The organism is Glutamicibacter sp. FBE19 (genome assembly GCF_015524875.1).
GTDB classification, from domain to species: Bacteria; Actinomycetota; Actinomycetes; order Actinomycetales; family Micrococcaceae; genus Glutamicibacter; species Glutamicibacter halophytocola.
In genome coordinates this window covers 235,649-257,160 of record NZ_JACKQN010000001.1, presented here as the reverse complement: position 1 = coordinate 257,160, position 21,512 = coordinate 235,649, and the positions used below count along the sequence as shown (strand labels likewise).

Genomic DNA, 21,512 nt, shown 5'->3' with positions numbered 1-21,512 from the left:
GACCCCTGCCACCGCGCTGGAAATCGAGATGGTCGTCGTCGCCGTCGCTGCATCCAGTTCCGTGGCTTTCAGGGTGAGCGTAAGCAATGCCGCAGACATCTGCGCGGCGCCGGCGCCCACCATGGCGAGCACGAGCAAAAAGACCAATCCCCGGCGCGATGAAGCGGGTGGCGGAAACTGGTTCCCGGTGATGCCGGGGGCAGATGCGTCGGCCGTAGCAGCGGTCGATTGCCGCTGGGTTGGGTGTGTCATGGTGAGGTTTCCTTAACCTGAGGGGCCATGGAGATGGCCTGGAGAGCACCGAATAATCCCGCGCGGTCGGTGATGCAGATCACTGTAACACGAAAACTTAAAGGGTTACATGTTTTCGTGTGATCGCTGATACAGTGCAGTTATGGCAGGCACCAGAGGCACATACCGCAAGACCGCACAACGCCGCGAGCAGATCCTCGAGGCGGCGTTCGCCATCTTCGCGAAGAACGGCTACACCGCAAGCTCCGTCAACGAAATAGCCCGGGCCGTGGGCATCACCCAAACCGGGGTGCTGCACCATTTTGCCGGAGGCAAGCTCGCCCTGCTCACCGCAGTGCTCCAGCAGCGAGACGCCCTGGCCGAAGAGAATCTGCGCGGGAAAACCGGCCGGGAGTTCCTGGCCGCCCTGGTGGAGATTTCCCGCGTCCAGGCCGGCCAGCGCGGCGTGGTACAGCTCTATCGCAATCTCTCCACCGAGGCGGTGGACCCCGAGCACCCGGCGCACAACTACTTCCGCGAACGCCTCGGCCGGATCATCGAGGCCGTCACCCAGGCCTTCAGCGAGGTCCTGGCCGAGGACGGGCTCAAGCCCGGCATCGAGCCGCACGCCGCGGCCCTGAATACCCTGGCCATGACCGAGGGGCTCGAAACCCTGTGGCTGCAGGGCCTGGACGTGGATATGGCCGAAGGCATCCGCTGGCACATCAACGGCTTCCTGGCCAAGCCCCTCTAGCCCGCCGAGCGCCCAGTCTTTTTTTGCGCCATCGCGCACCTGATCACCCAAGGAAACGACATGACCTTCCGCGTACGCCCCGTCACCATTGAGCACCATCGCGAACCCCTGGGAATCGGGGAATCCGCGCCGCGGCTATCGTGGATCACCGACACCGCCATCCCCGGATGGTCCCAGCGGGCCTACGAAGTGGAGATCAGCAATCCGGTGACCGGAGAGCTGGAACGCACCGGCCAGGTCATCTCCACGCAGCAGGTCCTTCTCCCCTGGCCGGGCGGCACGCTGGCCTCGCGGGCATCCCGCGCGGTGCGCGTTCGCGTATGGGGAAAAGACCCCGATCCCTCGCCGTGGAGCGAACCAACCAGCCTGGAAACCGGGCTGCTCGATACCTCGCTGTTCTCGGCCCAAGCGGTCAGCCCGCAGCTTCCGCCCACCGGTTCCGAGGGAGAACCGGCGGCGCTGCTGCGCGGTGACATCGACCTCTCGCAGCAGGTGGCAGAGCACGGGCGGATCCTCTCCGCGCGGCTGCGCGCCACAGCCCGCGGCGTGATGACCCTGCACCTCAATGGCAGAACGGTGGGCAAGGATGCGCTGAACCCGGGCTGGAGCTCATATGCCAAGCGCCTGCGCTATCGCACCTGGGATGTCACCGGGATCCTGCACCCCGGGGCCAATGCCCTCGGCGTGCACCTGGCCGATGGCTGGTACCGCGGGTTCCTCGGCTTCTCGGGGCTGCGCGGGCTCTACGGGGACACCACGGCGGCCTGGGTGCAGCTGGAAGTGCTCCACGCCGATGGCAGCTATTCGCTGGGCGGAACCGACGGCACCTGGCGCAGCATGCTCGGGCCGGTCACCCGGGCCGATATCTACAAGGGGCAGAGCACCGATACCCGCCTCCTGCAGCACGGCTGGGACGAGCCCGGGTTCGACGACAGCGCCTGGACACCGGTCACTGTGCAGGAGCTTGATCCAGCTGTCCTGGTCGCACCGGATGCCCCGGCGGTCCGCGAAACACAGCTGGTCCCGGCGATCGGGCAGCTGGCCAGCCCCTCCGGGGCCACCCTCGTGGACTTCGGGCAGAACCTGGTCGGCCGCCTGCGGGTCAACCTGCCGGCCGCGGCGGCCGGGCAAACAATCACCTTCCGCCACGCCGAGGTGCTGGAAGATGGCGAGCTGGGCGTCCGTCCCTTGCGCGCGGCCAGCGCCACGGATGAGGTCGTCCTCAACGGCGAGGCCATGGTGTGGGAACCAGAGTTCACCTTCCACGGCTTCCGCTATGTCCAGGTCGACGGGTGGCCCGGCAAGCTGGATCTCGACGCGCTGAAGGCCGTGGTCCTGCACACCGACATGGTCCGCACCGGGGACTTCAGCTGCTCGGATGAGCGGCTGGGCAAACTGCATGAGAATGTCGTGTGGAGCATGCGCGGCAACTTCCTCGATGTCCCCACCGATTGCCCGCAGCGCGATGAGCGGCTGGGCTGGACCGGGGACCTGATGGCTTTCGCTCCCAGCGCCGCCTACCTCTACGACTGCTCCGGAATGCTCACAGGGTGGCTGGCGGATCTCGCCGCCGACCAGCACCCCGATGGCAATGTCCCGGTCTACATCCCGTGGGTGGATGTCGATCCGTCCATGCCGCCGCTCGGTGCCGAGGCCGGCTGGGGCGATGCGGCGACGGTTGTCCCCTGGACGCTCTACGAGCGCTACGCCGACCCCGGGATCCTGGAACGCCAATGGGACTCGATGGAAGGCTGGGTCGCGGCCATGCTGCGCCGCGCCGGAGACCAGCTGGATTTTGCCAGCGGCGGGTTCTCCTTCGGCGACTGGCTGGATGCGGCCGCTCCGGATGACCAGCCGTGGGCGGCGCGACTGCCCTGGCAGGCGGTGGCCACCGCCTATCTTGCCCAATCGGCGCGGATCATGCGCGACACCGCCCAGGTTCTGGGCCGGGCCGCCGATGAGCAGCGCTATGCAGGGCTCTTCGAGCGCTGCGCGCAGCGGTACCGGGAAGAATACGCCACCCCGAGCGGGAGGGCCGCCTTCCCTTCGCAGACCGCCTATGCGCTGGCGATCCGCTTCGGGCTGCTGGCCCCGGAACAGCTGGAGCATGCCGGCAGCCTGCTCGCGGCCCAGGTGGCCGAGGACGGCTTCCACATCGGGTCCGGATTCCTGGGCACCCCGCATATTTGCGATGCGCTGGTGCAAACCGGCAACGCCGCCACCATGTGGCGCCTGCTGCTGCAGACCGAGTGCCCCTCATGGCTCTATGCGGTGGGCATGGGCGCAACGACCATCTGGGAGCGCTGGAACTCCCTGCTGCCCGACGGGTCGCTGAACCCTGGTGGCATGACGTCCTTCAACCACTATGCCTTCGGCGCCGTGGCCGACTTCCTGCACCGGCGGGTCGGGGGCCTGGCCCCGGGAGCTGCCGGCTACCGCCGGCAGCGCATCGCTCCGGTGCCAACCAGCGGGCTTTCCTGGGCGCGCTCCGAGTTGCACACCCCGTACGGCCTGGCTTCCTCGTCGTGGACCCTTGAGGAGGGAGCCTTCGAATTGGAGGTCCTGGTTCCGCCCTCCACCTCGGCGGAGGTTTTCCTTCCCGATGGCTCGGAACCAATAGTCGTGGCTGCGGGGAAGCACCGCTTCTCCTGCGCCTTCCAGGAACAGGAAGCGGCTCGCAGCGCGCAAGCCTTTGACACGGTGTAGCACCGTTATCGGCGGTCACCGCGGTCACGGCAATGCCCGCTGCCGCAAAGAAACCTCTGGCTCGTTCCCAGAACCCGGCCGCGGTGTTCTTCTTCTTGTCATTGAGGATCTCGGAATAGGCCAACCTCGACTGGCCATCGACCGCGTGAAGCCGCGGCGCCCCGGCAGCCCTGTGGCCTGCTCCAGATGCGCCGCTTTGGGCATCCGGCAGCGGATCAGGACCCGTTCGACAGCGCTACGGGCACTGCTGGGGGCGCGAGGTGCTGGCGTCGAGGGATTCGGTGGCGTGGGACATGAAGACCTCCGTGCACGATGGCGAGTGTGGTAGCCCGCATCCTGCCGGAGGTCTTCGTCATTCCCTGGTATTCACAACGTCCCGGGGAACTGCACCTAGCGGTCGCTGATCAGCTCGCTATCGGTGCCGTCGTTGATCGCCGTGGCAGCTTCCGGCGTTCCGCGCTTCTTCAGGTTCTTGCGCACCAGAGGCCAGAAGGCGACGAGCACCACGGTGGCCAGCAAGCTGGTCCATACCTGGGTCCGGCCGCTCTCGGAGCTGAGCATGACTCCCAATACGCCCGCGATGGCGGCAAACAGCAGAATGTTCAACCACGGGTGCAGCCACATTTTCAGCTTCAAGGCCGCAACCTCTTCGGCCGTCATCTTCTGGCGCAGGCGCATCTGCGTCAACGAAATGAAGACGTAGACAAACAATGCCACCAGGCCAGCGGAGTTCATGATGAAGTCGAAGACTCCAGAATCGGGAGCAGCGAAGTTCACGATGGTCGCGATCACCGCACCGCTGGTGGAAGCCACCAGCGCCCACAGCGGGACGCCATTCTTGGAACGCCGGGCCACGAGCTTGGGGGCAAACCCCTGATCAGCCAGCGCGGCGAACATGCGCGAGGCGGAATACAGACCAGAGTTGAGCACGGAAATCACCGCAGTGAAGATGACCAGCTGCATGATGACCGCAGCTCCAGGCAAGCCGAGCAGCTCGAAGACCTTGGTGAACGGGGCCGCGGCCACGTTCACTGGTTCAGGCAGCTCGTCCCATGGAATCACCATGGTGATAATCAGTACGGCACCGACGAAGAAGAGCAGGATGCGCCAGATCACCGTGCTGGTCGCCTGCTTGATTCCCTTGGCCGGATCTTCCGACTCAGCCGCTGCCATCACAGCGATCTCAGTGCCGAAGTAGGAGAAGATCACCAATGCCACACCGGTGAGCGCCACCCCAAACCCATTCGGGGCAAACCCGCCATGATCCCACAGGTTGCTGACCGAAATTTCGGTATCAGGCCATAGGCCCAACGCGAAGAGCAGGCCAGCGCCGAGGAAGACCACGATGGCCAGGACCTTGATGCTCGCCAGCCAGAATTCGACTTCGCCGAAGGTGCGCACCGAGATTGCGTTGGTCCCGATGAAAATCAGGATCAGGACCAGCGACCAGGTCCAGGCTGGGAGGAAGGCAAACCACGAGTTCAGGGTTTCACCGCCAAGCACCGCTTCGTAGGCGAGTACCCCGACCCAGAAATACCAGTACAGCCAGCCCACCAAGTAAGCGGCCCAATTGCCCAGCCCTACTCGGGCGTATTCCATGAAGGAACCAATCGTCGGGCGCGCGGCGGCCATCTCTCCGAGCATCCGCATGGCAAGGAATACCAGCAGGCCTCCGATGAGGTAGGAGATAATTGCCGCTGGCCCCACGGAGCGGATGACGTTGCCCGAACCGACGAACAAGCTTGCGCCGATGATTCCGCCGAGGGTAATCATCATCACGTGGCGCGAGCGAAGCTGCTTGGGCTCCGCCGTTGTTCCGGTTGGGGTACTGGAGGGTTCGTGTGTTCCTGCCATGGTGCCTCACTAGAGAAAATTTCAATCTGCACGCGTTGTTGCAATGATTTTTCGTACGGTTCAGCATAAACGCCGTGCTTTGAGCGAAGAAATTGTGTGTCCTCGGCCTGTGCACCGTTCGCCGCTTGGGCTGCTTCTGCCTTGTCGACCCCGGAGGCCAAGGGCAAGCGGCTGCGCTGGGACCGGCTGTCTACAGCCGATAGCCGAGCAGGCGTTGACAGGGCCAGCGCTCGAACCGTGAACTGCCTTTTCCAGTCCGGCATGAGGCGTTCACGTCTATCGTCAAATTCCGGTCAATCCGTTTCTGGCATACAAGCTACGAGTGCAGAAGCGTGTCCGCCCGCAGACGATTTTGCCTTCAGTTACTGCACCCTCGCTTCGGCCGTTTTCACAACCGGTTGAGGCGCCAACGACAGTCGAGACACCCCTAGCTAGCCTTAAAGAAATAACCCCGGTCGCTTCATGGCTCAAGGCCAGAGAGGCGGTTCCGGGGACTACAAGAACTATTGTATCCGATGATTTGGAGACGTCCACTGTGAGTGCCAGATACGATCCGCGGTCATTGCGTCCTCACACTCACGCTCTTCAAGCCGCTATCACGCCTACTCGTATGGCCTCATACTTGGCCACTGCAAAGAATGATATGGAGCTGGCACAAGCCCTCTATGTTTGGGACCGGGACGTGTCCACGGCCCTCCTAGCCGATGTTGCCCTACTGGAAGTGGCACTGAGAAATGCGCTCAACAAGCAACTCGTTCTGGCTTTCGGCCCCGACTGGTACCGCCAGGACATTGGGCTAGATGACCGCACACGCAACGCCCTAGCCCTAGCCTGGAAGAAGCTGCCTCACGGGAAGAGAACACTTGACGATTTAGTCTCTCGGCTGATGTTTGGTTTTTGGCGTGACCTGCTCAGCGCTGTCGGATACCTAGGTCGCGAACCTCAACGCTTCCAATGCGACTATGAGAAGTTGTGGAGGTCAGCTTTGCACCTCGCATTCCCGGGCGGGAAAGCTATTGCAACCGCTGAGGGCGGTCGCTTCACCAGAACGTGGACCCTTGAAATAGTCTCCCTGGTCGACGCCACTAGAAACCGGGCTGCGCACCATGAACCATTTATTACGGATTTCCCGCTTCCCGGACAGCATTCAAGAGTAACGGTCGAGCATGCCTACTCTGCATCACTGAAACTTGCAGGCCTTCTCGACCGAGACCTTGCCATAGCTCTCGCTTCGTTGTCGTCCGTTCCTTCTGTTCTGAGCGTCAGACCAGTGCCTAGCGGCGCACCATCGGCCACAGCAGACCTGGATCCAGAATCCAACTCCCGGCACATCGAGTAGGCAAGCCCCGCAGCGGACCGCGGAAAACCACCGAGCTTTAGGTGCGGATCCATTTCAATCGCGGGGCAGGATGCCTAGCACTTCGGAGATTCGCCAACCAGCTGCGCATTGCCGTGCAGCGTTCCGGTCGGTAGCCCGAACGCCACCGGCTGCGGCCCGCTGCAGCACGAAGATTCATCCTGTGCTGGAACATCACAGGAACCGCCGAGATCCGTGGAGCAGACGCCCGTTTCCGGCAGCTCCAGTTCCACGCGCTCCGCAGCTTGGGCATCCCCGGAAAGAGCAGCGGCGATCGAACGCACCTGCTCATAACCGGTAGCCATCAAGAAGGTAGGCGCCCGGCCATAGCTCTTCATGCCAACAATGTAGAAGTTCTTCTCCGGATGGGACAACAGCTTCTCGCCGTGGGCGCTGACCGTGCCGCAGCTATGGAATTCCGGATCGATCAACGGACCCAGCTGGCGCGGGGCCTCGACGCTTTCATCCAGATCCAGGCGCAGTTCCGAAAGCATTGACAGCTCCGGGCGGAAACCGGTGGCCGCAATGATCCGGTCAACTACCAGCTCCCGGCCATCGGCCAAGGACGCTGCCAGTTGCTCACCGGACTTCATTGCTGCCACACCCACATTTTCCAGCAGCTGCACGTTGCCGTTCTCCACCAGGCGGCGCAGGCTGGTGCCCAGCTGGCCTCGTGCAGGCAGCTGATCTGCCGCGCCTCCGCCGTAGAGGCGTATCGGGTTGGCCGCCCCGCGCAATCCCCACAGGATGGAGGTGTCCGGGTATTTCTTCTGCAAGCGTCCCAGGGCAATGATGGTGTTGGCCGCTGAGTGCCCGGCACCGAGCACCAGCAGCGACTTGCCCGCCAATTCCGGCTCGTCGGCACCCAGCGGATCAGGCAGGCCGCCCAGGATGAAACCGCGTTCGCGGGCTTCGGCTTCGCCGATGGCTTCAATGCCGGCCCGGCCTACTGGGCTGGGCTGGTTCCAGGTGCCGCTGGCATCCACCACGGCCCGGCCGACCACATCCACCTGGCCGCCAGCGGTTTCCGCGCGCACCAGGAACGCTGCCTCGTCGCGGCCGGCGGTGCGTGCCTTGTCGGCGCCGCGGCCGTCTTCCAGCAGGCGGCTGACCTTCAGCACGCGGTGGCCATAGCGAATGCGCGGGGCCAATTCCGGATGCGCCGCCAAGGGCTGCAGGTACTCGCGCACCAGCTCGCCGCCGGTGGGCAGCTTGGTGGGCCGCGGTGCTTCCCAGTCCCCCGCATAGTCCCCGCTGGGTGATTCCAATAGGCGCTGGGCGGCGGCATCGATATTGAAACGCCAAGGAGAGAAGAGCTTGATGTGCGCCCACTGTTCCATGGCCGCGCCGGCCTGCGCTCCTGCTTCCAGAACCAGCACTTCCTGCCCGCGTTCGCGCAGGTGGGCCGCGGTGGCCAGGCCAATGGGCCCGGCGCCAATGACGATCACAGGATAGGTCGGGTTCATGGAACACTCCTCAGCTAGGAAACAACATGTCGATGGTTAGTTGGCTGGCAGCAGTTCGCTGATCAGGGTTTCGATCCGGTTGCGGATCTCATCGCGGATCGGGCGCACTGCGTCAACACCCTGGCCGGCCGGGTCATCCAGCTTCCAGTCTTCGTAGCGCTTGCCGGGGAAGATCGGGCAGGTATCTCCGCAGCCCATGGTGATCACGACGTCGGATTCCTTCACCGCTTCGGTGGTCAGGATCTTCGGGGTTTCCGACGACATGTCGATGCCTTCCTCGGCCATCGCCTGCACGGCGGCGGGGTTGACCGAATCCGCTGGCGCGGACCCTGCCGAACGAACTTCGATCCGCCCCTCGGAAAGGTGCGAGAGGTAGGCTGCGGCCATTTGCGAGCGGCCGGCGTTGTGGATGCAGACGAAAAGGACGGAAGGTTTTTGCGTGGCAGTCATGGTCGAGTAGTTCCTTAGGCTGAAGTGGATAGGGCCGGGGAGGACGGGAAGAATTTGCGCGACCACAGGGCCACATAAACCAGGGCCACGAGGATCGGCACCTCGATCAGCGGGCCCACCACCCCGGCCAGAGCCTGGCCGCTGGTGGCGCCGAAGGTTGCGATGGCCACGGCGATGGCCAGCTCGAAGTTGTTGCCGGCGGCGGTGAAGGCCAGCGTGGTGGTGCGCGGGTAGCCCAGCTTCAGGCCGCGGCCGATGAGCATGCCGGCGCCGAAGACCACGACGAAGTAGGTCAGCAGCGGGATGGCCATGCGCAGCACATCCAGCGGCTTGGAGATGATGTTATCCCCCTGCAGGGCGAAGAGCAGCACGATGGTGAACAGCAGCCCGTACAGTGCCCACGGGCCGATCTTGGGCAGGAACTTTCCTTCATACCACTCCCGGCCCTTGGCCTTTTCCCCGAGGGTGCGGGTCAGGAAGCCGGCCAGCAGCGGGATGCCCAGGAAGACCAGCACCGAGGCGGTAATGGCGGCGACGGAGAATTGCGCGCTGGTGGTTTCCAGGCCCAGCCAGGATGGCAGGACCTGCAGGTAGAACCAGCCCAGCGCACCGAAGGCGATGACTTGGAAGACCGAGTTGATGGCCACCAGCACGGCGGCCGCCTCGCGGTCCCCGCAGGCCAGGTCATTCCAGATGAACACCATGGCGATGCAGCGGGCCAGGCCCACAATGATCAGCCCGGTGCGGTATTCGGGAAGGTCTGCCAGGAAGATCCAGGCCAGCACGAACATGAAGGCCGGGGCCAGGATCCAGTTGATCACCAAGGAAGTGATCATCAGCTTCTTGTCGGCCAGCACGCGACCGGTTTCGTTGTAGCGGACCTTGGCCAAGACGGGGTACATCATCACCAGCAGTCCAATGGCGATGGGCACCGAAACACCGGCGACGGTAAAGCGGTCCAGCAGCTCGCCCAGCTGCGGGAAAATCCGTCCCAGGCCCAGGCCAGCGGCCATGGCCAGCAGGATCCACAGGGCCAGATAGCGGTCCAGGAAAGACAGCTTCTGGGCTACAGGGGCAGTATCGGGCACAGGCGCGGCTGTCACTGATTCATCACTCCAAAGATAGACATCGACGAACATCGATGTCTCGAGTATGATTACATATATCGACGTTTGTCAATCTCTTAACGGAGCACCCCAGAGAGCGCGAGACATGAGCACGCATACCTTAAACGAACCGCCAGAGCAGGCCGAAAGCATCGACGCGCCATGCTGCGTTCCGGCGCAGGGCGAGGGCATGCTGCAGCTGGAGGAAGCCGAACTCCTGGCCGCTCGCTTCAAGGCCTTGAGCGACCCCAATCGCCTGCGCATCCTCTCGATCGTCTCCTCGAACCAAGACGCTGAAACCTGCGTCTGCGACCTGCCCGAGCCCCTGGGACTCAAGCAGCCCACCGTCTCCCACCACCTGAAAATCCTGGTGGATGCGGGAATCCTGCACCGCGAAAAGCGCGGCGTATGGGCATATTTTTCTGTCGTGCCAGGAGCACTGGAATCACTGGGCTCCACATTGCTGCCCAAAAACTAGGTTTGCCTTGCAGGTTCAGAGGCGCAGCTCGTAGAGACAGGTATCCATCCACTGCCCTGCCAGCGGCCCGGCCGCGACTTGGGCTATCCGTTCCCGGAAACCCACTTCCCTGAAGCCGAGCTTGACGTGCAGATTCCGGCTGGCCTCATTTTGCGCGATAATCGCCGATTGCAGCATCCAATAGCCCTGCGCAGCAGCCTTGCCAATGAGCTCTTCCATCAGCGCCCGCCCTATGCCCTGGCCAGCAGAGTTCGGATCCACATAGATTGAATGCTCGATGACCCCGCGGTAGGCAGGGCGTGCTGAAACTGGCGCGGCCGCAGCCCAGCCGAGCACATGCCCCTCCAGATCCACCGCAACCAGTGACAGCGCGGGGATTTTCCCGCCAAAGAATGACTCCCGGGTCGGGACCTGGGATTCAAAGGTAGCCAGCCCGGTCGCGATCCCCTGTCCGTAAATGCGCGAGACATCCTGCCAATGGCTTTCAGCCATGCCGGTTATCTGGATTTCTACACCCTTCAACTCCCCCACAGCCCTCCCTTCCCGCTGACCGATCCTACTTGGTGCGCAAATCAGCGATGAATGAATCCGCACGCTGCAGGTTCAGTTCCAGCTTGTCCCGCTTGGCGCTGGCTCGCTGGATATAGTCATCGAGCTTGGCCCGCGCCGCGGTGTCCTGCGGGTTTCCGGCAAGCGCGTCCACCGCGTCAAGCAATTCACCCATCTCCTCGAGGCTGAATCCCAGGGGCTTCATCGAGCGGATCACCAGCATGCGCTGCAGGTCCGAATCGCGGTAGATGCGGAAACCGCCTTCGCTGCGGGTGCTGGCCGGCAGCAGCCCCACCTCGTCGTAGTGGCGGATGGTCCGGTGCGAAAGCCCGGTGGCCTCAACCATGTCCCCAATATGCATCGAGCCGCCTGCGTGCCCCGTTGCCGATTCGTCCATGCCGTCCTCCAAGTCCTGAATTTAAACCCTACCCTTACGTTAGGTTAGAGTTAAGCGGGATGATTCATGCCAGCCTGGCGCTTTTCGAATCATCCGCGGCGCAATGACGCGCACCCCAAGAATTCTACGCAACCACAGCGTTCCTCCGCCTTTACCCGCCCGCCCTGCATCGAAGGGAGCTCTTCAATGAGCCCAATCACCAGTTCGGAGCCGTCAGCCCTGGCTCCGCTTGAACGCCAATCCGTGCTGCGCACGCTGAAATCCCCGCGCCTGCTCAAGACCGAGGTGCTCGGCGGGCTGGTGGTGGCCCTGGCCCTGATTCCGGAGGCCATTGCCTTTTCCATCATTGCCGGCGTGGATCCGCGCATCGGGCTGTTCGCCTCCTTCACCATGGCGGTGTCCATCTCCTTCTTCGGCGGCCGCCCCGCCATGATCTCGGCCGCTACCGGAGCCATCGCGCTGGTCATCGCGCCCCTGGTCGCCAGCCACGGCACCGACTACTTCATCGCCGCGGTCATCATGGCCGGGATCTTCCAGGTGATCCTGGCCCTGCTGGGCGTGGCCAAGCTGATGCGCTTCATCCCGCGGCAGGTGATGGTCGGTTTCGTCAACGCGCTGGCCATCCTGATCTTCCTGGCCCAGGTCCCCGAGCTGCTCGGCGTCCCATGGCTGGTCTACCCGCTGGTGGGCCTTGGATTGCTGATTGTTTTCTGCTTGCCCAAGCTGACCACCGCAATCCCAGCCCCGCTGGTGGCCATTGTGGTGCTCACCGGGATCACCGTCCTCGCCTCCGTGGCCGTGCCCACCGTGGGCGACAAGGGCCAGCTGCCCGAGTCCCTGCCAAGCTTGTTCATCCCGAATGTGCCGCTGACCTTCGAAACCCTGCAGGTGCTCTTCCCCTATGCGCTGGCCATGGCCTTCGTGGGCCTGCTCGAATCCCTGATGACCGCCAAGCTGGTTGATGATGTCACCGACACCCACTCGAACAAGACCCGGGAATCCTGGGGCCAGGGCGCGGCGAATATCATCACCGGATTCTTCGGCGGCATGGGCGGCTGCGCGATGATCGGGCAAACCATGATCAATGTGAAGGCTTCCGGGGCGCGGACCCGGATCTCCACCTTCCTGGCCGGCACCTTCCTGCTCATCCTGGTCGTCGTGCTCGGCGACGTGGTGGCGTTGATCCCGATGGCCGCGCTGGTCGCGGTGATGATTTTCGTTTCCATCGCCACCTTCGACTGGCACAGCATCCGGCCCTCGACGCTGCGCATGATGCCCAAGAGCGAAACCACCGTCATGCTCATTACCGTGATCTTCACCGTCGCCACCCACAATCTCGGTATCGGCGTCGGGGTCGGAGTGCTCACAGCCATGGTGCTCTTCGCCAACCGGGTGGCCCATCTGGTGACAGTCACCCGCAGCATCGAGGAGCACTTCGAAGAGAAGATCGCCAAGTACGCGGTCAACGGCGAACTGTTCTTCGCCTCCTCCAATGACCTGTACTCGCAGTTCAACTACGCCGAAGACCCGCAAAATATCGTCATCGACATGTACAACTCGCACCTCTGGGACGCCTCGACCATCGCGGCCCTGGATTCGATCACCGGCAAATACGAGAAGTACGGCAAAAATGTCCAGATCGAAGGGCTGAACCAGGCCAGCTTGAAGATGCGCGAGCGCCTGGGAGGAAAGCTCGGCGGGCACTAGCTCTGGGGATTTCATGAGGACGGGCGGTCATCCTAATCAAGACGGCACATCGGAATGGCCGCCCGAACTGTTGATCGCCCTTTCACTCCGAAGAGTTCGACAGGAGCCTCGTTACTCCGCATATACGGGGCCTGCAGCAGCGGTATTTCAGCGCACATCGCCATGGGCGAGGGTGGAGGTCGCCCTTCGAATCCATCGGGACCGGATTTCGATGGCCGTCGACGTCCAGATGCAGAACTAGATAGAAGGCCACATTCTGTCCATATTGCTGCTTTGAGCTTCACCGAGGCATCACGAGCAGGTATTTCTGTGCTTGTGACCGCCGCCGAAAAGGCTGGAATACTCCCCTGTCGGACCATGGAAAGGCCGTGGCCGAAATCGTCTCAGCTAAGGGAATCATTCAGCTGCGCCATGACCGGGACACTTTTCGTGATGCCGCACTGGCGCTCCCGCGCTCTGCCACTGATAGCGGCGACCGCGCAACCCTGGACCAGGCAATGGGAATCTTCAATTTGAATCGCGCGGAGCTTGAAGCGGGCAGGTAAAGCCAGGCGACCAGGCGAAGTGGCTCGCGCGCCAACCACAGCAACGATATTCACCTGCTGCCCATGACCCTTGGCCGGTAGGGCACCCCTGGCACTCGCCCAGGGTTCACGGCAGCGCGACCGGTTAGCCGCGCCCATTCCCATTCAATGACATATTCATAGGATCTGTTCTTCCCTCATGCCACAATCCGAAGAGGATAATAGCGCCGGGCAGCAGTTGGCGCGTCCTGTACAGGGAGGCAACGGCAGCGGTGCAATTGGAAATAGGGCAGGCCCAGCAGCGGACCAACATCGCCTGGATCATCATCGTGGCCTCTGGGGTCGTGGCTGGGTTGCATATCTGGAAGCTCTCCCCCGCCTTGGGCATCATCCGCGATGAACTCGGCTTCTCACTCTTCTTCTCAGGCGTCCTCCTTGGTGTGGTCCAGGTAGCCGGCATGGTCGGCGGGTTGGCCGTCTCTTTGATCTCCGAAGTGATCTCCCAGCGTCGAACGTTCCTTGTCGGCCTGCTGCTTTTGGTCATCGGCAGCGCCTTGGGCGCACTCTCCTCCAATGCTTTTGCATTGTTGGCGACACGGATCATCGAGGGCGCCGGGGTCATCATGGTCACCGTCATGGGACCGGGGCTGGTCAGGCTGCATGCTCCGTTGAAGACGATGAACATGGCAGTGGGCTGGTGGGCAGCCTATATGGGGCTGGCGACTTTTATTGGCGTCTTTTCAACTGCGTTAGCTCTGCAGCATCTTCCCTGGCACTTATGGTGGGCGATTCTTTCCTGCGTCAGCCTGATTCCCATTCCGCTGATCTTGAAATTCGTTCCCGCAGACAGCCCTCCGGGGTCTTCAGCCGTGCGGATGGCAACGTCACGCATCGCCGCGACCGCTCGTTCGCCACAGGTGTGGGTCAGCGGACTCATTTTTGGCTGCTATACCGTGCAATGGATGGCCGTGGTGGGGTTCTTGCCCACGATCTACGCAGAATTCGGGCTGTCCGCGGTGGCAGGAGGCCTTGCCTCTGCGGTGGTCGGCGGCCTGAACGCAGTTGGAGCGATAATCTGCGGCGCACTGCTGCATCGAGGACTCAACGGGCGGACGCTGTTGTTCACGGGCTTCGGGCTGATGGCCCTAACCTCGGTACTGACCTTCGCCGTCAATTATCCGGCTGGCTTGCTGTGGGTCCAGATGCTTGGCGTCGGGATGTTCTCACTAGGCGGCGCCGCCATTCCCACCACGTTGACCAGGATCGTTGTGGACCTCGCACCGCCGGGTGGCTCGGCGCCAGCGGCCATGGGCCTGGCCCAGCAGATTTTCAACATCGGCAATTTCACCGGACCGATGCTGCTGGCTGCAATGGTTTCATGGACCGGCGGCTGGAATTCAACTTGGCGGTTGACGCTACTATTCGCTGCGCTCGGCTCGCTGCTCACCCTCCGGCTGTCGCGCAAGAATTCGCCATTCGCCACTTCCCCCTGACTTTGCCGCGGAACAACGAACCAGGAATGATGGTCGCTCCGTCCTTCCTGGTCCGTTGCCCGATGATCCGGCGTTATGAGGTGCTGCGGTACTCGTTCCTGATCTGCCCCACGAGCTCGGCCAGCATGTCCTCCAGGGTCACCATACCGGTCACCTGATCGGTACCGGCATCGCGAACCAGCGCCAAATGCGCGCCAGAGAGCTGCATTACCTGCAGCGCGGCACGCACGCTTTGGGTGCCGCTGAATGAGGGCAAGCTGCGGATCGAGCTACCCGGCAACGGCTTGAGGCGTGCCTGCGCATCAGCCCCCAAGACATCCTTGACATGCACATACCCCACGGCGGTTCCGTCGCGCTGGACCAGCGGGAATCGTGAGAAGCCGTGGGCAGCCGCCGTCTCGATATCCTCCACGGTGCAATCCACAGGAAGCGTATGGACGTTTTCGAAGCTGATGGCCACCGAATCGATGCGACGGGCATCAAAGTGCAGCGCACCTATCAGCAGCTGTTCATCGTGCTCATCCAGGATGCCTCCCTCGCGGGATTCGGCCACCATGGAAGTCACCTCGTCGCGGGTGAAGGTGCTGGCCACTTCGTTTTTCGGTGCCACCTTGAAGATGCGCAGCACCAGGTTGCCCATCGCGTTCATCAGCCACAGCACTGGACGCAGGATCTTCACCAGGATTACCATGCTCGGTCCCAGGATTAGCGCCATCCGATCCGGGCCGGCCAGCGCCATGTTCTTCGGCACCATCTCCGCGAGCACCACATGCAGATAGGTCACCACGATCAGCGCGATCGCGTAGGACAGCGCGTCGATCATGCCTTCCGGGATGCCGATGGCCTCGAAGGGACCGGACATCGCATACTTCACCAGCGGCTTGGTGACATAACCCAGGGCCAGCGAGCACACGGTGATGCCCAGCTGCGCCCCGGCCATGACCAGCGATACATTTTCAATGGCCCAGAGGGTCATCTTTGCGCTGCGGCTGCCTTCGACGGCCTTGGGCTCAATAATGCTCCGGCGCGCCGAGATCAGCGCGAATTCGGCGCCGACAAAGTAGAAGTTCGCTGCAAGCAACAGGATCGTGACAAGAATTCCAAGAAGATCGCTCATCGCTTGGATTCTCCTTCTGCTTGCTCGCTCACCCTCACATCAACGGTGGCGATCCGCTGCTCGTCCATGGCGTGAATCGTGAACTGCAGTTCCTTGGGCCCACTGCCTGGCTGGCCGGGCACAACCAGGTCGACGACATCGCCCACCTCGCCGAACTTGCCCAGCTGCACGGTCAGCAATCCTGCGAGGGTCTCGTAGTCCGCGTCGTGCGGGATGCGGCAGCCCAGCAGCTCATTGGCCTCATCCGGACGCAGGGCCGCGTCCAGGCGCCAGGTATCTTCCGAGAGCACCTGCACGGTGGAGTCCTCCGGGTCATGCTCGTCGCGAACTTCCCCGACGATTTCTTCCACAAGATCCTCCAAGGTCAGCATGCCGGCGACATCGCCGGTCTCGTCAATCAGCACGGCCATCTGCAGCCCGTCGCTGCGCAGCTGGTCCATTAGGTCATCGAGCTCGATGGTGTCCGGGACCAGCCGGGCTTCTTCGGCAAAGCCGCCCACCGGCGTCTGCTGGCGTTCTCCATAGGGAACAGCGAGCAGGGCGCGGATATGCACGAGCCCCAGTACCCGGTGCCCGCCCTCGCCGGCCAGCGGGAATCGGGAATGCCCGGTCCGCGCCGCCAGCTGAAGCACCTCGTGCACCGTTTGCCCAGCGCCCACGGTGACCATCCGGGAACGGGCTGTCATCACGTCATGGCCACGGCGGTGGCCGAAGGCCACAGTCCGGCGCAGCATCTCCGCGGTTTCCGATGGCAGGACGCCTTCGCGGGCCGAGTGCCCCACCAGCGCGACAAGCTCCTCGGCAGAACGAGTGGAGGCCAGTTCCTCTTGGGGCTCGATGCCGAAGCGGCGGACAATCCAGTTCGCGTTGCCATTGAAGAACGTCAGGAATGGCTTGGTCACAGTGCTGAAGCCGCGCTGGAATCCCACCACGGCCTTGGCAGTCTCGAAAGGCTTGGCAATGGCCAGGTTCTTGGGCACCAGCTCGCCGAACACCATCGTCAAGACGGTGGCCAGCACCAGCGCGAGGGCAATGGAGGTCGACCGGGCCAGCGCCTCGTTGAGGCCGAGGTCCTGAAGCGGCCCTACAACAAGGGCGGCGATGGCGGGCTCGGCCAGGAAGCCGATGCCCAAGTTGGTCAGGGTGATGCCCAGCTGCGCGCCCGAAAGCTGGGTGGACAAGGTTTCCATGCCCTTCAGGACACCTGAAGCGCGGCGGTCGCCGGACTCGGCGGCTTGCTTCACCCGGTTTCGATTGACCGTGATCAGGGAAAATTCAGCGGCTACGAACAAACCGCATCCGAGAATGAGGAGCATTGCCATGAGCAGCGAGATCCATTCCATTATTTGCACCCCCTGTCCTTCGAAGCCTGTGCGGCAATCCTGCCGGGCAGAGGGTTGGAACTGTGAGATCTACTGTCGCCTGAAGCGTCCATCATTCCCTTCCGGCCGCAGTATCTTCCTGTGGCCTGATGTGTTCCCACCATTATCCAGCATGCTGCAGGGCATTTTGCTTGAACCGTACATCTGTTTGCCGGATTCCCCACGTCTGCACAGCAGTTTCAAAGAAGACCCGATTTGAAGCCGATACGAACCCGCCAGGGAATCAGGCAATTACTCGTCAAACATCCAAATTCTCTCAGGGTGAAGGCATATCAATCTGTCAGAGAGGGGTTGCCAGGCTGCCGTGAGGCTGTAGGCCTTAGCCTGATCGAGACACCCCAACCATTTCCCTGCACTGCAAGCCGCCGTCCGCCAATCTCCACAGAGGGACCTTCATGGAACAGCTGCTGGAACTCATCACCTTGGTCAAAGCAGTTTCAGCGATATACTCGCGACGCTGTTGGAGGAGGCGTCCCGCCTGGCCCAATTAGCCATCGAAGAACTGTGGTCAATGCTCCGCTAGCTGCAGTTCCCCGAGCCAGCGGCCATTGTTGATCATGGATGCTAGGCGCCCTCTCACATAGGCGCCTAGTGATGCGCGAGCGGGATATGAATAACCCTGAGCACGATCATGCGTGAGGTAACCCGCCTCCTGCCGCAGGCCTTCGTCATTCTCTGGTGTTCACAATGCCCCACAGAACTACGGCTAGCAGCCTTGGGCCGGCCGCCGCTATCTGCTGGCCGGCGGCTCGATGCCCAGCTGCTGGGCAATGCGATGCAAGTGCCCGGTGGTGACGGCATTGAGCCGGATTTCCGTGTCTTCGGCCATCGCTTCGGGCGACGGAGCGCTCTCCCCCGGCGCGCGGATCGCACGTGCCCCGGGCTCCAGCTCGGAGCTCTTGACATGGGCAATGAATTCTTCGACCTGTGCCGTGTAGTCATCCAGGTCGCGCAGCTGGGCGACATCCAAGGCGATGATCAGCGTCCCTTGGGCTTCTTCGCTCTGCCGGCCTGATACCGTATCCGATCCGGTGAGCGCACTGCCCAGGGCCTCGACCAGCAGGCCCAGCCCGAAGCCCTTGAATCCGCCGAACGCCTTCAGGTGCCCGCCGGGGCCTGTCCACGTTTCCGGAGCACTGCCGGTGCTGTCCTTTTCGAAATGCAGCCGGCCCGATGCCACCTCGCTGGTAGCGAAGTCCAGCACCAGATGAGGCGCCTTGGCCCGGGGCACACCGGCGGCTATGGGGTTGGTCGACAACCGGGGCTGGGTTCCGCCGGGCGGGAGCACCGACTGCAGCGAGCCGTTGTTGTTCCCGAAGACCAGGGTGATGACGCCTTGCTCGGCAGCGTCCTCGCAGAACGGGGCGAAGCGTCCGGCGAAATCGCTATTGCGCACCGCGACCGCGCTGATGCCGTGTTCCTTCGCCCGTTCCACCGCGAGCTGCGTTGCATCGCGCAAGGCAAAATGCCCGTGGGTGCGCTGGCCGTTCATGGCCACCAGGGCCCCGCGATCCTTCTCAATCATGCTCTTGGCCGCCGCATTGGTGATCCCGGCTACCGAGCGGTCCACATATTCGGGCAGCCGGCGCAACCCATGGGAGGGATGCCCGGCCAATTCCGAGGCGATCAGGTGGCGGGCCATATAGGCGCTGTCCCCGGTGCTTGCGCCAACTGCGTGCATGCAGCGTTCAATGAAGCCGCGCAGCTGGTGCGATCCAAAGGCCGTTTCGCCTTCTGGCCTGGTGCCATCACTCATGCTTGCTCCTTATGCTCTTCATCCAATATCCAGTCCGTGCTGTCCCGCAGGACTTCCCGTACCGCGAACTACACAATATTCCGTACTGCACTCATGCCCTGGGATCACTGCTCCGCGAGGTGCACGTCGTCAAGGCTTGCGCGATCATCAACGGCTTAGCGGAAGAGATCCAGGTACGCCAGCGCATAGCCCACACGGTAATCCGAGGCGGGGTTCGTGGCCACCATCTGGCGATCATTGATCGCCATTTCGACGCTGTCGGTGACAATTCCATCCACCGGCAGGCTCAATAATTCACGAATCGTGGACTCGTCATTGACGGTCCAGACGTACACGTCTTGGCCCTGCTCATGGGCTTGGTCCAAGAGCTCGGGACGGAACGAGGCTTGCTCCAGCGTGTAGAAATCGCAGTTCACCCGTGGCAGCTTGCCCACGCTCATGGCCACGGTCAGCCCGACGCGCAGCTCCGGACGGGCGCGCTTGATCCCCTTGACCGCCGCTGGGCTCAACGAATGATAGATGTTCTTCGTCGTGGTCCCCGTTGCATCGACATCTTCGAGGAAACTGCGCAGATATCCCTTGGATTCGTGCCCGGTCACCTTGAGCTCCACCAGCACCGGAATCCCGAGCTCATCGGCATGCTCAAGGTATTCCTGCATGGTGGGAATATGGTCGGAGAATCCGCCTTCGCGCACCCTGACCTTCCGGACTTCCGCCAGGGTCATCTCGTAGATGTTCCTGTTGACCCCGGAAACCATTAACAGGTTGGTGTCATGGCTGGCGACAAAGTGGCCGTCCTTGGTCTGCTGGAAATCTGCTTCAACGTAATCCGCATGATGTTCAGCCGCCGCATCCAGCGCGCCAAGGGTGTTTTCCACGCCACCGGCCGAATAGCCGCGGTGCGCAAGGATCAGGGTGTCTTCGGCACTGGATACAGTCTGGCCCAATGCCGGTGTCGCATAGAAGCCCATCGCTACAGCCAGGCCGAACGCGACCGTTCCCGCCGATGCCCGTGCAGCACGGGCCTGCATGCTTTGGCGTTGCTTGTTGTGCACTTCAAATACCGAGGCGAGCCCCAGCCGGTCACGGGTCAGCGCGACCAGGATTTGGAGTGCGACCACGGTCGCGGCGCCGATAATCATGAATCCCAGCGTGTGGCCCAGCCCGATGCACAAGCTCGAAACCAGGACCGAGCTTTGCCCGCTGGCAAGGTTCGATGCATGGTCGGAAACCCAAACCAGGAATTCCACCAGGAACGAGGCGACCAGCGCCGCCACCCCGAGGGGCAGTCCAACCAGGGCCAGGTACCTGAAGAAGTTCTTATGCGTTGCGCGCAGGCTTCCGCCCAGGGCAGCCAGCGATTTCTTCTCGCCGATCACCATCAAGGGCAAGGCCAGAATCAGGCGGAGGTTCACCCAGAGGATTGAGCCGATCAGCAGCACGTAAATTGCCGTGCTGAGCGGAACCTTCAAATATTCACGGGTGACGAAGGGAGGAATGCCCACACCCTGAATCAGCACCGAGGACAGCCCCAGGCCGCCTAGCGGCAAGGCCAGGAAGAAGTAGACCATCAGCAGTGGCGATGGATAGCGCAGCAGCCTGCCAAGACAGGTCACGGTGTCCGCGAACATTTCGGCAAGATTGGGCGGGCGGCCGGACTGCTGCCGGTTGACCATGACGATCAGTGCCACGAACTGCAAGCTGACCGCGGCCAGGGCCAGCACCGCTATGGCAAGAAGCAGCAGCACCGAGATCGGCTGGCTCAAAAGCACGGTGTAGGTGCGATCGGTGACGTTTTCCAAATGGCTGGCTTCCAAAGCCAGGCCAAAGAGGTACCTGATGGAAGGCAAGACGCCCAGGCCGTTCACCAGCTGGATCACGCTGATCACCAGGAGATAGCGGAATACCCGTGCATGGCTCAACCGCCAAATGCGATGGAGAAAGGAGGGGATTTCAGTGAACTTGGGAGCTCCTGGACCGGGTTGGGCCTGGATTCGAGCAGCATGGACTGGGCCAGTTGAACCACTATCCATTCCACTGCTCACAGTTGCATGTCCCATTTCCGTCGTGCGTATTGCCCAAGAAGGCTAACTGCCATTCTATCGCGGCAGCTCTGTTCCGGCTGTGCAGGAGATCTCAGAAAGCCCGCCAAAATGCTGGAGTTCGCTGAACAACAGCTTGGAGC

At 62.5% G+C, this 21,512-nt stretch carries 19 protein-coding genes and 1 pseudogene; 8 read left to right on the top strand and 12 right to left on the bottom strand.

Annotated elements, in window-relative coordinates; genetic code table 11:
* Positions 1-252, bottom strand: a 252-nt coding sequence (locus H6F58_RS01140) for a hypothetical protein (RefSeq protein ID WP_195180888.1), incomplete at its 3' end; no start/stop codon positions are given.
* Positions 253-394: 142 nt separating this feature from the next.
* Between H6F58_RS01140 and H6F58_RS01135 the strand changes: the two genes are divergently transcribed.
* Together H6F58_RS01135 and H6F58_RS01130 are read left to right on the top strand one after the other, a co-directional pair.
* Positions 395-985, top strand: coding sequence for a TetR/AcrR family transcriptional regulator (locus tag H6F58_RS01135; RefSeq protein WP_195180887.1), 591 nt, complete (start codon positions 395-397; stop codon positions 983-985).
* 60 nt (positions 986-1,045) lie between these two features.
* A complete protein-coding gene (locus H6F58_RS01130; protein WP_195180886.1) occupies positions 1,046-3,691 on the top strand; it encodes a family 78 glycoside hydrolase catalytic domain in 2,646 nt (881 codons plus the stop codon).
* Here H6F58_RS01130 and H6F58_RS01125 read toward each other — a convergent pair.
* Both H6F58_RS01125 and H6F58_RS01120 read right to left on the bottom strand, forming a co-directional pair.
* Positions 3,690-3,842, bottom strand: a pseudogene (locus H6F58_RS01125) (IS481 family transposase); the annotation flags it as partial. The gene H6F58_RS01130 and the pseudogene H6F58_RS01125 overlap by 2 nt on opposite strands.
* Before the next feature lie 239 nt (positions 3,843-4,081).
* Complete coding sequence (locus H6F58_RS01120; protein WP_146276793.1) at positions 4,082-5,545, bottom strand: amino acid permease; 1,464 nt, start codon at positions 5,543-5,545, stop codon at positions 4,082-4,084.
* Between the two features lie 622 nt (positions 5,546-6,167).
* Here H6F58_RS01120 and H6F58_RS01115 point away from each other — a divergent pair.
* Positions 6,168-6,884: a hypothetical protein gene (locus H6F58_RS01115; protein ID WP_195180885.1), complete on the top strand. Its 717-nt coding sequence runs from the start codon at positions 6,168-6,170 to the stop codon at positions 6,882-6,884.
* A 74-nt stretch (positions 6,885-6,958) separates the two neighbouring features.
* Here the strand turns inward: H6F58_RS01115 and H6F58_RS01110 are convergent, their stop codons facing one another.
* Genes H6F58_RS01110 through arsB form a run of 3 tightly spaced genes read right to left on the bottom strand, consistent with a single transcriptional unit; the run spans position 6,959 to position 9,921 of the window.
* Positions 6,959-8,368, bottom strand: a complete 1,410-nt coding sequence (locus H6F58_RS01110; protein ID WP_195180884.1) for an FAD-dependent oxidoreductase — start codon at positions 8,366-8,368, stop codon at positions 6,959-6,961.
* Positions 8,369-8,404: 36 nt separating this feature from the next.
* Positions 8,405-8,818: an arsenate reductase ArsC gene (locus tag H6F58_RS01105; protein WP_195180883.1), complete on the bottom strand. Its 414-nt coding sequence runs from the start codon at positions 8,816-8,818 to the stop codon at positions 8,405-8,407.
* Between the two features lie 14 nt (positions 8,819-8,832).
* Positions 8,833-9,921 (bottom strand): ACR3 family arsenite efflux transporter, encoded by a 1,089-nt coding sequence (gene arsB / locus H6F58_RS01100; RefSeq protein ID WP_195180882.1) that lies wholly within the window; start codon positions 9,919-9,921, stop codon positions 8,833-8,835.
* 193 nt (positions 9,922-10,114) lie between these two features.
* Between arsB and H6F58_RS01095 the strand changes: the two genes are divergently transcribed.
* Positions 10,115-10,402: a metalloregulator ArsR/SmtB family transcription factor gene (locus tag H6F58_RS01095; protein WP_236995341.1), complete on the top strand. Its 288-nt coding sequence runs from the start codon at positions 10,115-10,117 to the stop codon at positions 10,400-10,402.
* 15 nt (positions 10,403-10,417) lie between these two features.
* Here the strand turns inward: H6F58_RS01095 and H6F58_RS01090 are convergent, their stop codons facing one another.
* Both H6F58_RS01090 and H6F58_RS01085 read right to left on the bottom strand, forming a co-directional pair.
* Positions 10,418-10,894 carry a GNAT family N-acetyltransferase gene (locus H6F58_RS01090; RefSeq protein ID WP_195180881.1) on the bottom strand — a complete coding sequence of 159 codons (477 nt, stop codon included), beginning with the start codon at positions 10,892-10,894 and terminating at the stop codon, positions 10,418-10,420.
* 64 nt (positions 10,895-10,958) lie between these two features.
* Entirely contained in the window at positions 10,959-11,348 is a 390-nt protein-coding gene (locus tag H6F58_RS01085; protein WP_244652218.1) for a MerR family transcriptional regulator, read from the bottom strand.
* 186 nt (positions 11,349-11,534) lie between these two features.
* On the opposite strand from H6F58_RS01085, the gene H6F58_RS01080 reads away from it, so the two are divergent.
* The 3 genes from H6F58_RS01080 (at position 11,535) to H6F58_RS01070 (ending at position 15,072) form a co-directional block, all read left to right on the top strand.
* Positions 11,535-13,055, top strand: a complete 1,521-nt coding sequence (locus H6F58_RS01080) for a SulP family inorganic anion transporter (RefSeq protein ID WP_195180880.1) — start codon at positions 11,535-11,537, stop codon at positions 13,053-13,055.
* A 368-nt stretch (positions 13,056-13,423) separates the two neighbouring features.
* Complete coding sequence (locus H6F58_RS01075) at positions 13,424-13,600, top strand: hypothetical protein (protein WP_195181127.1); 177 nt, start codon at positions 13,424-13,426, stop codon at positions 13,598-13,600.
* 251 nt (positions 13,601-13,851) lie between these two features.
* Complete coding sequence (locus H6F58_RS01070; protein ID WP_348536351.1) at positions 13,852-15,072, top strand: MFS transporter; 1,221 nt, start codon at positions 13,852-13,854, stop codon at positions 15,070-15,072.
* A gap of 73 nt (positions 15,073-15,145) precedes the next feature.
* Here the strand turns inward: H6F58_RS01070 and H6F58_RS01065 are convergent, their stop codons facing one another.
* Together H6F58_RS01065 and H6F58_RS01060 are read right to left on the bottom strand one after the other, a co-directional pair.
* Entirely contained in the window at positions 15,146-16,189 is a 1,044-nt protein-coding gene (locus H6F58_RS01065) for a hemolysin family protein (protein WP_195180879.1), read from the bottom strand.
* On the bottom strand, positions 16,186-17,532 hold the full coding sequence (locus H6F58_RS01060; protein WP_195181107.1) for a hemolysin family protein: 1,347 nt from the start codon (positions 17,530-17,532) through the stop codon (positions 16,186-16,188). Before H6F58_RS01060 ends, H6F58_RS01065 begins: the two co-directional genes overlap by 4 nt.
* Here H6F58_RS01060 and H6F58_RS01055 point away from each other — a divergent pair.
* The gene (locus H6F58_RS01055) at positions 17,510-17,770 is read left to right on the top strand and encodes a hypothetical protein (RefSeq protein WP_186468133.1); all 261 of its coding nucleotides are present in this window, start codon (positions 17,510-17,512) and stop codon (positions 17,768-17,770) included. The two genes, H6F58_RS01060 and H6F58_RS01055, sit on opposite strands and share 23 nt — an antisense overlap.
* Positions 17,771-18,301: 531 nt before the next feature.
* Here H6F58_RS01055 and H6F58_RS01050 read toward each other — a convergent pair.
* Positions 18,302-19,327 (bottom strand): Ldh family oxidoreductase, encoded by a 1,026-nt coding sequence (locus H6F58_RS01050; protein ID WP_195180878.1) that lies wholly within the window; start codon positions 19,325-19,327, stop codon positions 18,302-18,304.
* 155 nt (positions 19,328-19,482) lie between these two features.
* Positions 19,483-21,249, bottom strand: coding sequence for a glycerophosphodiester phosphodiesterase (locus H6F58_RS01045; RefSeq protein ID WP_186467977.1), 1,767 nt, complete (start codon positions 21,247-21,249; stop codon positions 19,483-19,485).
* Positions 21,250-21,512 lie beyond the last annotated feature (263 nt).